Genomic DNA, 10,109 nt, shown 5'->3' with positions numbered 1-10,109 from the left:
CGAAAAGATCATAGCGCTTCAGACGCTCCACGCCGAGATGCGCGCCTGCCGGCTATGTCTGGAGGCGGGCTACCCGATCACGCCGACGCCCATCTTTCGCGGCGGGCCGGAGGCGCGGGCCATGCTCATCGGCCAGGCGCCGGGCATCACCGAGCCGGTCGCCGGGCGGCCGTTCAATGCCGGCAGTGGCCGGCGTCTGTTCAAGTGGCTGGCCGAGGCGGGTTGGGACGAAGAGGAGTTCCGCGAGCGGGTCTACATGACCGCCGTCAACAAGTGCTATCCCGGCCCCAACGTTGGCGGCAAGGGCGACCGCGTGCCCAGCCGGGCCGAGCAGGCGCTTTGCCGCCCTTTCCTGGAACGAGAGATTCGGCTCATCAACCCGCGGCTGATGATCCTGGTCGGCGGGTTGGCGATCAAGCTGCTCTACCCGACCGGCGCGCGGCTGGACGAGATCGTCGGCACGGCGGCCTACTTCCCGCCGGAGGCGCTGGCGGCCGACCCGCTTAACTTCGACCTTTCTCAAGCAGAGACCATCACGACGCTTGAGGATCTGCAAAGTCATTTAACGCAAGGACGCGAAGACGCAAAGGGGACATTCGGTTCTTTCTTTGCGTCTTCGCGTCCTTGCGATGATCCACCGCAGGGGCGTTTCGTCGTTCCCCTCCCGCACCCTTCCGGGGCCAGTTTGTGGCCCAACCGGCCGGAGAATCAGGCGCTCATCAGCCGGGCCATGGCTCTCCTGCGCCACATCCGCTGTAACGATTTATTCTGACGGCGGCGGAAATAGCCCCGCCTCCAGCGGCGCTTGCTCCGGCAGGGCCGGCGCGCTGAAGTAGCTGTCCAGGCTGAGAGCCAGCATGTTGTCGATCAGCGCGATCAACTGCGCGTTCAGTCCTTCGTGCTCCTCGCCCAGCTTACCCAGGTTCCAGATGGCTGCCCCTTTCACCTGGGGGTACGCGCCATAAAGTCGCGCCGCCCAGCTGATATGCTCCATCGCCAACGGTTCCGACGGGATGTGGTCATAGGTCCAGCCCCACTCGGTGATGAGCACCGTCGGCCGGGGTATGCCGTGCGCATCGGCCACGCGGAACAGGTCGAGGAAGCGACCCACCTTGTGGGGGTAATCGTCGCCGATGTCCTCGGCCAGATAACTATACTCGTGCAGGGCGATGGCTAACTGGTCGGGGTGCTCGCCGATCAGCCGCAGCAACTCCAGCATCGCCGGCGACTCCCAATCGCTCGGCTCCGGCTCGCCCGAGGCCCAGCCGAAGGCGGCCCACTTATAGCCGTCGCGCAGCGCCAGTTGCGCCGTGCGTAACGAGAACTGCGCCAGCCACTCGGAGCGGGTCTTGTCCAGTTCGTTCATGGTCTCGAGCCAGACCAGGCTCGGGTCCAGTTCCGGCGGCCAGATCGCCTTCTCCAGTTCCCAATACGCCTCAGCCGCCAGCACCGGGTCGAGGTTGTAGTCGGGCACGTCGTACTCGGTCGAGCGATAGACCAACGTGTGGGGCACACCGCTGGTCTTCATCAGCTCTTGCGCCTTGTAGAGCGGCTCAGCGTTATCAACGCTCTTCAGAAAGAAGGGGACGCCCTCGGCGTCAAGGCGCTGCATATAGCCGTCAAGTTGGTCGGCCTCTTCCAGGAAGGTGACGTGGAAGCCGATCTTGTTGTAGGCCAACTCTTGTCCCTGAGCGGCGAGTTCGGCGCCGGCGGCGGCGAAATCCACCACGTTGATTGGGGTCGGCGAGGGTGCGGGGCCGAGCGCCTCCGCGGGCGGAGCTGTGGGCGAGGGCGGGATAGTGGTCGTGGCGGTCGGCTCCGGCGTGGGCAGGGGCAATGCCGTCTCGGTGGGCGGTGCTTGCGCGATCGCGGCGGGATCGGCCGGCCCGCCAATATAGGGCATGTAGACCGCGCCCGTCCCGCCGGCAGCGCTCGTCGCGTCCGTCGCGGCCGGCGTCGTACTAGCCGCCGGCTGCTCGCCGGGCGCGGGGTAGCCTTCCGGCGTCTGCGCTTCAGTTGCTTCGGCCGCGGGCGGATAGGCCGCGGTTGTCTCGGTCACGGCCGTTGTCGGCGGCTCGGGGAAGGTGGGGGTCGCCGCTGCGCCGCCGGGCGCCGGAGCGCCCCCGCAGGCGGCCAACAGAAGGATCGCCAATAGCGCCACACCAAGTCGCGCCGACATCCGGTACATGTTACTAGGTTGCATCATCACTCTCCGCGGTCTTTGACCGCTGAGTCATCTTACTCGCCGAATAGGAGGCCGCAAACCCCCACTCATACCTGGCTCATGGGCTCGCCGGCGTTCCGCGGCCTAAACAGTGGAGCGCACGGCGTGTGCGCTGTGGGGCAGACACGCCGGTCTGCCCCTACTTATTTGGTGAATCTCCCAATAGACCGCGCTACGCAGCCAGCAAGAAGCGCAGCGGTATGTGCACGCGCTCCTGCCAATCCTTCTCAAAATGGCGCGCGCCAGGGAAGGGCAGGGTCAACCAGTCCCGGCCGCGCGTGTAGCCCGCCGCGGCCATCGCGCCATCGACCTCCGCCTGTATGGGCGCATAGAGCGCGTCGAGCGTCTCCGTGCCGTGGTCGAAGTAGAGCCGGTGCGTGCCCGGCGGCGGCAATGTGTCGCGCAGGTAGGGCGCGATCACACCCTCCACCGCCGGCCAGTGGGTAGACACGCAGGCCGCGCTGCCGAACACCTCCGGGTATTCGCACAGGGCGTAGAGCGAGATCAGCCCGCCCATGCTCGAGCCCATGATGAACGTGTCGTCGCGCCCGGGCCGCGTGCGGTAGGTCAAGTCGATGAACGGCTTGAGCTCGCGCACCAGGTAAGCCAGATAGGCATCGGACTGTGGCATTCCACCCATACCAGCCGTGACCAGCGTCCGGGCGCGCTCCGACAGGTAGTGAAACGGCCGCGCCGGACGATAGTCCATCAGGCGCAGGGGCTCGACGTTCCACACACCGACGAGGATGGCCGGCCGCGCCTCGCCGGCCATGACCAGCCGCAGCAAAGCATGTTGTACTTCCCAGGCCACACCGAAGGCGCAATCTTTGGGATCAAAACAGTTCTGTCCATCATGCAGGTAAAGAACCGGATAGCGCCGCGCCGGCTCTGCGTTGTAGTCGGGCGGCAGCCAGACGTCAACGTGGCGGGGCATTACCAGCCGAGAGGGAAAAGCTTCGTGTCTGATCATCTATCTCTTCTCAAACAAGCAAGAGTTCCATAAGCAGTCCCCGATTGTATCCGACCGAAGGCTATCAACAGATTACACTGCCGGCCGAGTTCTGCTATGATAGAGGTACACCATGCGCGGCCATGCCCAGGCGCGCGCCGTCGCCGGGGCCGCCCACTTACCTGATCAATCAGACGCTCCATCTTACCCTTTAGTTCCGCCGGGTAGTGGGGGCTATCTGAGGAGAAACCATGAGAAAGCTGAACCGTGGAGTCGCCGTCGTCGGGACGGGCATGAGTAAGTTCGGATCATATCCAGACAAGACCAGTCGCGATCTATTCGTCGAGGCCTATCAAGACATGCGCGCCTCGGTCGATAAGGGAGTTGACCCGGCCGACATTGAGGCCGTCTACATCGGCAATTACAGCAGCGACCTGTTCGAAGGGCAGGGCCACACCGCGCCGATCATGGCCGACTGGGTGGGGTTAGCCCCGCGCGCCGCGACGCGCGTCGAGGACGCCTGCGCCAGCAGCGGCGTCGCCCTGCGTCAGGGCATCCTGGCTATCGCCTCTGGCGCGGCCGACGTGGTACTCGTTGGCGGCATCGAGAAGATGAGTAACCTGCCCATCGCCGGCGTCACCGACACGCTGGCGACGGCCGGCGACGTGCTGTTCGAGATACCGGCTGGCTTCACCTTCCCCGGCTTTTACGCCGCCATCGCCACGGCCTACATGCACCGCTACGGCGCGTCGGCCGACGCCCTGCTGCGCGTGGGCATCAAGAACCATGACAACGGCGCGCTCAACCCCAAGGCTCAATTCCAGGCCCGCATCGCCGACCTGATGGCCGGACGGATCGCCAAGGCCCAGCAGAAGGGGCTGCCCGTGCCCGGCTGGCAGACCGATATGGATTTCCTGCACGACGACGGCGCTAACCCCTACATCGCCTGGCCGCTGCGGCTGTTTGACTGCTCGCCCGTCACCGATGGCGCTTCGGCTGTTCTGCTCGTCGGCGAAGAGTTGGCCAAACGTTTCAGCGACGATCCGCTCTACGTTATCGGCACGGGCCAGGCCAGCGACGCCGTCGCGCTGCATGACCGGGCCGAGATGACCACCCTGCGCGCCGCCCGTGTGGCCGCCCAGGAGGCGTATGACATGGCCGGGGTGACGCCGGCCGACGTGAAGATCGCCGAAGTCCACGACTGCTTCACCATCGCCGAGATCGTCGCCACCGAAGACCTGGGCTTCTTCGCGCCGGGCACGGGGCACGAGGCGGCCGAGGAGGGGCTGACTGCCCGCCACGGCCCCAAGCCGGTCAACACCTCGGGTGGGCTGAAGTCGAAGGGACACCCAGTAGGCGCGTCGGGCGCGGCCCAGGTGGTCGAGGTGTGGAAGCAGATGCGCGGCGCGGCCGGCGACCGGCAGGTAGACCGCGACGTCGACCTGGCACTGACCCACAACGTTGGCGGCACGGGGCAGACGTGTGTGGTTCATATTTATGAGCGGCGGTGATCGGTAAGCAGTAAGCGGTAAGCAGTGGTCTGTCGTCTGTTGTCAGTAAGAGGTGAGCCACGATGGAGAATAAGACAGCAGTGGAGCGGCCGTTCACGGCGGCGTCTTTTCAGGCGTATTTGAATGAGGGCAAGCTGATGGGGTCGCGCAATCGGGCGACGGGTGAGGTCTTCACGCCGCCGCGGCCGATCGACCCCGGCACGCAGGGCGAGGAGATGGAGTGGGTCGAGCTGTCGGGGCGGGGGACGCTGGTGGCCTTCACATCGGTCTACATTGGCCCATCGGCGATGGTCGCGGCCGGCTACGACCGGACGAAACCCTACGTGGCCGGGATCGTCGCTCTGGAGGAAGGGCCGCGCATCAGCGCCCAAATCCTGGGCGTGGACGCCAAGCAACCCGATCTGGCCTGGATCGGCCAACCCTTGCGGGCAACGTTTATCGAGCGCGGCGAGGGGGAGAAGCAGCGGGCGTATCTGGCGTTTGAGCCGGTAGAGTAAAGCGATTTGGCAAAGCGCTTGCGTTGAAAGGGCAGCGCGCCAATGGCGCTGCCTCTGCTTCTACAGATGTGGTTGGCAATTAGCGAAGCGAATTCTTCCGTGCTACCCACCGGGAACAATCTCGGCTTGCCACTCTACTTGCTCAACCATGCGGACACGCCGCCGCATTTGGATGTACACTCTTTCGCTTTCTGTTGGCAACGGTGCAGTAGCTGCTATAGCTCTATTCGCCTCATTGAAATCCTCATCCTCTGCATCCAAGAAAACGAGAACTGCTCTGTCAGGCAAGTTGTCTAGGATTTCGGGGTGCTCAAACACGTATTGATTGAACTGCTCGCTGAGTTCCAACACCTTGTCAGCAACCTCGTTTGGACTTATTTTCGCTTCCATTGCCTATACCGTTCTATGTAAAAACTATAGTTGACGCGCAACTCACGGAGCGCGAAGTTAAAAGCGTCTTCGTTCGAGGCAAAAGCCATAGGCGGCGTCTTGATTTGCGAACCATCGGGTCGTAAGTCATCACGATGGACGAATCGGTGAGCATTGTCATAGCGCGCGATCGGCGCCCATTGTTCGTCCAGATACGCTTCCAACTGAACCACAAAACGTAGAATTCGACCGCGACTCTTAGTATACTGCACCCGCAACGCCGCTTCATCCGGGAGTGCTATGAAGAACTCGCGCTGCTCCATCATGTAACCATGTTATCACGGTATGCTGCTTGGCCAAAGTTGGTAGCCGCTAAGGTATTTTATTTCGTAACGATCAGGAGACGATCCCCTGCTATACTGCTCCTATGAATGCGCGATGGCGGGTGTTGCTGGCGTGGGTTGGCGCTGTATTGGGGCCGCTGTTGGGGTTGGCCGCGTTGGCCTTGTTGCTGGGCGAACAAGCTATCGCTTCTCAACCGCTCCCTGACCGGATCAGCAGCGCCACCTATATCCTCGCCGGCGTAGTGATGGCTCTCGTTGGGGCGTTCCTGGCGCTCAGAAAGGCCGATAATGGTGTCAGCTGGATCACGCTGGGCGCCGGCCTGTCGCTCACCGTGGCCGCCTTCGCCGAGCGATACGCCAACCGGGCCGGACTGCCGCCTGATGTGACGCTGCCGGGCGGCATGTTGGCGCTGTGGCTCATCCAGTGGATGTGGCTGCTGCCCTATGGGGGATTGCTTCTGCTGCTTCTGTTCTATCCGACCGGCCGACTACTATCGCCGCGCTGGCGGTGGGTGCTCGGCCTCATCGTCCTGGCCTATGCGGCGCTGGCCGTCTGGCTGGGGTTCGGCGAAACGCTGGACGCCGGGGTAGAGGGCGGCGTCAAGATTCCCAACCCCGTCGGTTTTCTGCCGGCGTTTCACGAGTCTTCGAGTGCCTTCTTGTTGATCGCCCTGTTCGCGTCCCTGGTCATCGCCCTCACGGCGTTGGGTCTGCGCTTCCACCGCGCTCGCGGCGTGGAGCGCGCCCAGATGAAGTGGCTGGTGTTCGCCGGCGCGATCTTCATCCTGGTAGCCTTTCCGGCCGAGTTGTTGGGCGTCCCCGGTGGCGGCGTGCTGGTCAATGGGGTCTCATTGGGCATCCCCCTGGCTATCGCCATCGCCATCCTCCGCTATCGCCTCTTCGATATCGACGTTATCATCCGCCGCACGACCAGCTATGCCGTCATCACCGGTCTGCTGGCCCTCGTCTACTTCGGTAGCGTGGTGGCCTTCCAGAGCCTCTTCGGCCAGCTCATCGACGACGAGTCAACCGTCGCCGTCGTCCTCTCCACACTGCTCATCGCCGCGCTCTTTCTGCCCGTTCGCCGTCGCGTGCAGGACGCCATCGACCGGCGTTACAACCGCATGCGCTATGACGCCGAGAAGACGCTGGAACGCTTCGCCGCTGCCGCCCGCGACGAGACAGACCTCGACGCGCTGACGGCTGAACTGCTGCGGGTGATTCAGGAGACGATGCAGCCGGAGCATGTAACTATTTGGCTACGTGACGCTGGCTCTACAGGGGGGATAAACCGCGGTTTATCGGCTTGGGAAGAATAACGCTTTATCAAGGAGTGGGTTGGCCGGGGTCCCGTTGTTGGCGGACGCACCTGGAAGCGTGAAGACCTTTATGACCGCTAAATTCCTGGTTGACACCTTATTGCCCTAGAGAGCTACCAGCGAATTATGTCTGTCATACTGACGGCACTCCCGTTTCTAATTTGCTCATACTTATTCCTCTCAACCGCAATAACGGGTAGCGTCACCCCATACATCTCCCGCGCCACGGCTGCGCCCAAGGCCAGGATCGCATCCGGCTCGGCCAGGACGATGGCCGCCGGGGCTGTGCCCAACCGCGCTGCTTCCAGCAGGATGCTGCTGGCGCTGCTGCTGCCCTTGCCCACCGGCATCACCAGCACCCGACCCGCCACGTTGGCCCCCCACTGCGGGTGGCGCTGGTCGATGATGTTCCCGGTCGTCGGGTCCAACCCGCCCCACAAGCTCAGCGGCTCGTCCAGCACCAGGGCCGGGCCGGTTGCCGCTCCACTTACGAGAACGCGGTTGTTGGCAGAATGCGGGGGAGGCAGGGGCCCGATAGGAGTCGGGGGGCTGGGGTGCAGGGGAGAAAGAACCGTGTGCTGAGAAACGCTTTGCTCCCCTGCACCCCGGCTCCCCCGCTCCCCCGCCCAAAGGGACTCATCTCTCCAAACTGTCCCCAACGCCCCCGACCTCACGCATTCCTCCAGGCTACCATAGACCACCTGCAAGCCGATGTTGCCGGGCGAGTAGTGGGCGAACTTGCCGGAGTTGGTCATCAGCACGCCGCCCCGCGCCCGCACGATGGGCGTGACCACCACGCACGTATCGACGATCACCTGCACCCCAACCGCCCGCAGCCGCGCCAGCCAGCCGCGCGCCTGCAACGCCGCCAGCGCCAGCCGGTGGGTGCAGACGATGAACTCCACGGCCGGCCGCGGCGGGTGCGCTTCCACCAGCGGCAGCAGCCGGGCGAACTCGTCCAGCGAGAAGTGCGGGCTGCCCAGCGCGACGACGTGGATGGGGCCGTCGGGCGCGGTCGAGAGGACTCCCAGCGTCCCCCTCAGATCGTCGAGCGTGACATCGATAATGGATTCTGGGGCGTAGCCCTGGAAAGCGGCTTCGAGCGTCGGCGCTTCGGGCGTCACGCCGACGGCATGGAACAGCGCCACCCCACCCGACGAGGCCGCCGCCGCGCCCAGGGCCTTGAGCTGGTCTTCGGTCGTCTCCCGCGGCAGGCCCGCGATGACCGGGATTTTCGTCCCTGTTTGCGCCCCCAGCCAGTAGCCCAGCACGGGGAAGAGTACGTCCTCGCGCAGTAGCCGCACCGGGACGCCGACCAGCTGAAAGAGCAGTTGGCCGCGTCGGTTCTCCGCCCGATGCAACCCCACGTCGGGCGCGCGCCCCGTCAGGGCACAGCAGATGTCGATGAAGTCGCCGTAGCGGTTGGTGCGAGCGCCCAGCACGGAGTTGGCGAAGACGATGGCGTTGCTCTCCGCCCAGGCGATCTGCGCGCCGAGTGGGGGGCGGTGCATGGCCTGGTAAGGCGCGCAGGTGAACGTCGGCCGGCAGCCCATCGCCTCGTAGGCGCGCATCATACGTGTCGCCCACTGACCCACTTGCTCCGTCCCTTGAAAGACCTCCGGGTGCAACAGGTCCATCGCCCCAACGTTGAGCGTCGTCGGCACGACCACCCGCGCCCCTCCGGCGGCCAGCCGTTCGGCGAACTCCAGGCCGGAGTAGCCGTGGTAGAGGCAGCCGTCAATGTGGGCCGACTCGATGTCGAGCAGGCGCGTCGCCCCATAGACGCCGGCCATTGTCGTCAGGATGCGCATCGCCATCTGCGCCGCCGCGCCCATCTGGCCCGCCAGCATCGCCTCGTCGCGCGCGCTCAACTCTAACCGATCGTTACTCATGAGACTTAGGTTTTTGCAGAGTTCGTCTGATAATCTGTGAAATCTGCGGATTCTTTAGCTCTTCCGCCCCCACTTGCTCAGAAAGTGTCGCCTGATCTGTTCGGGGGTCAACTGCGCCCGCGCCAGCGAACCGGCTTTGGCCAACTGCTCGGCCGTGATCTGCGTCTGGCGCAAATCGACATCGCTGAAATCGACATCGAGAACGTTGGCCTCGCGCAAATCGGCGCGCCACAGCACCGCCCCGGCGCAGCGGGCCCGGCTCATGTCCGCGCCGACGAGTTTGGCGTCTTGCAGAATGGCCTTCTCCAGCTTCGTTCCCCACAACAGCGCCTCGCTCAGATCCGCGCCGCTGAGGACGGCCAGGCGAAAGTCGGCGTCGCTGAGGCGCGAACCGCGCAGGTCGGCCTCGGTCAGATTAGCCAGGCGCGCGTCGGCCGAGCGCATATCTACCCACAGCAGGCTGACCCGGCGCATGTCCGCTTCGCGCAGAATCGCCTGGTCGAGACGCGCCCGGCGCAGATCGGCGTCGGTCAGATTGGTCGAAACGAGACAGGCCCGCGACAGGGTGGCGTCGCTCAGCACGGCGCGGCCCAAATTGGCGCAGCTGAGGTCGGCGTCGGCCAGATAGACTCCGCGCAAGGACGCGCCGGTCAGATCGAGGCCGACCAGTGAAATGCCCGCCAGATTCGCATCGGATAGATCTTTGCCCTCGCCCAGAAGATCTAGCACCTCCGGGCGCGACAACCGATCCCCCGTCCCTTCTCGGTTCGCCACACCTCCTCTCCCCGTGGCCGCTCCGGCTCAGCCGGCTGGAGGCGGCCCCATCAGCCCCAGCTTGTCGCCCATGGCGGACGGTGGAGCCACTCTCTAGGATAGCCGATTTCTCACTGAAAGTCATTAGTAGGGGCTAGGGGATAGGGACTAGGGACTAGGGATTAGGGACTAGAGATCAAGAGGTGATATTGGAGGGGGTGCTGAGTTGGGTATCGCCGGCGGCCGGTTGT

The 10,109-nt window shown here is 64.4% G+C and carries 10 protein-coding genes; 4 read left to right on the top strand and 6 right to left on the bottom strand.

Features of this window, described 5'->3' with window-relative positions:
* Positions 1 to 772 (top strand): uracil-DNA glycosylase family protein (locus ACE3UY_RS19645; protein ID WP_374689175.1); only part of this gene is annotated, 772 nt, incomplete at its 5' end.
* On the opposite strand, the gene ACE3UY_RS19640 is transcribed toward ACE3UY_RS19645, so the two are convergent.
* Positions 764 to 2,206, bottom strand: a complete 1,443-nt coding sequence (locus ACE3UY_RS19640; RefSeq protein ID WP_374689174.1) for a hypothetical protein — start codon at positions 2,204 to 2,206, stop codon at positions 764 to 766. The genes ACE3UY_RS19645 and ACE3UY_RS19640 overlap by 9 nt on opposite strands.
* A gap of 190 nt (positions 2,207 to 2,396) precedes the next feature.
* A complete protein-coding gene (locus ACE3UY_RS19635; RefSeq protein WP_374689173.1) occupies positions 2,397 to 3,194 on the bottom strand; it encodes an alpha/beta hydrolase in 798 nt (265 codons plus the stop codon).
* 230 nt (positions 3,195 to 3,424) lie between these two features.
* On the opposite strand from ACE3UY_RS19635, the gene ACE3UY_RS19630 reads away from it, so the two are divergent.
* Together ACE3UY_RS19630 and ACE3UY_RS19625 are read left to right on the top strand one after the other, a co-directional pair.
* Positions 3,425 to 4,684 carry a beta-ketoacyl synthase N-terminal-like domain-containing protein gene (locus tag ACE3UY_RS19630; RefSeq protein WP_374689172.1) on the top strand — a complete coding sequence of 420 codons (1,260 nt, stop codon included), beginning with the start codon at positions 3,425 to 3,427 and terminating at the stop codon, positions 4,682 to 4,684.
* Between the two features lie 62 nt (positions 4,685 to 4,746).
* Positions 4,747 to 5,181: a Zn-ribbon domain-containing OB-fold protein gene (locus ACE3UY_RS19625; RefSeq protein ID WP_374689171.1), complete on the top strand. Its 435-nt coding sequence runs from the start codon at positions 4,747 to 4,749 to the stop codon at positions 5,179 to 5,181.
* 102 nt (positions 5,182 to 5,283) lie between these two features.
* Here the strand turns inward: ACE3UY_RS19625 and ACE3UY_RS19620 are convergent, their stop codons facing one another.
* Both ACE3UY_RS19620 and ACE3UY_RS19615 read right to left on the bottom strand, forming a co-directional pair.
* Positions 5,284 to 5,571, bottom strand: a complete 288-nt coding sequence (locus tag ACE3UY_RS19620; RefSeq protein ID WP_374689170.1) for a DUF5647 family protein — start codon at positions 5,569 to 5,571, stop codon at positions 5,284 to 5,286.
* Positions 5,556 to 5,876: a hypothetical protein gene (locus ACE3UY_RS19615; protein WP_374689169.1), complete on the bottom strand. Its 321-nt coding sequence runs from the start codon at positions 5,874 to 5,876 to the stop codon at positions 5,556 to 5,558. Before ACE3UY_RS19615 ends, ACE3UY_RS19620 begins: the two co-directional genes overlap by 16 nt.
* Before the next feature lie 101 nt (positions 5,877 to 5,977).
* On the opposite strand from ACE3UY_RS19615, the gene ACE3UY_RS19610 reads away from it, so the two are divergent.
* Positions 5,978 to 7,213, top strand: coding sequence for a hypothetical protein (locus ACE3UY_RS19610; protein WP_374689168.1), 1,236 nt, complete (start codon positions 5,978 to 5,980; stop codon positions 7,211 to 7,213).
* Between the two features lie 113 nt (positions 7,214 to 7,326).
* Here the strand turns inward: ACE3UY_RS19610 and ACE3UY_RS19605 are convergent, their stop codons facing one another.
* Both ACE3UY_RS19605 and ACE3UY_RS19600 read right to left on the bottom strand, forming a co-directional pair.
* Positions 7,327 to 9,105, bottom strand: a complete 1,779-nt coding sequence (locus tag ACE3UY_RS19605; protein WP_374689167.1) for an aconitase X — start codon at positions 9,103 to 9,105, stop codon at positions 7,327 to 7,329.
* Positions 9,106 to 9,159: 54 nt separating this feature from the next.
* Positions 9,160 to 9,879 carry a pentapeptide repeat-containing protein gene (locus ACE3UY_RS19600; RefSeq protein WP_374689166.1) on the bottom strand — a complete coding sequence of 240 codons (720 nt, stop codon included), beginning with the start codon at positions 9,877 to 9,879 and terminating at the stop codon, positions 9,160 to 9,162.
* Positions 9,880 to 10,109: the final 230 nt, after the last annotated feature.

Source organism: Promineifilum sp. (SeqCode) (genome assembly GCF_041918635.1).
Classification (GTDB): Bacteria; Chloroflexota; Anaerolineae; order Promineifilales; family Promineifilaceae; genus Promineifilum.
This window is presented reverse-complemented; position numbering and strand designations above follow the sequence as displayed.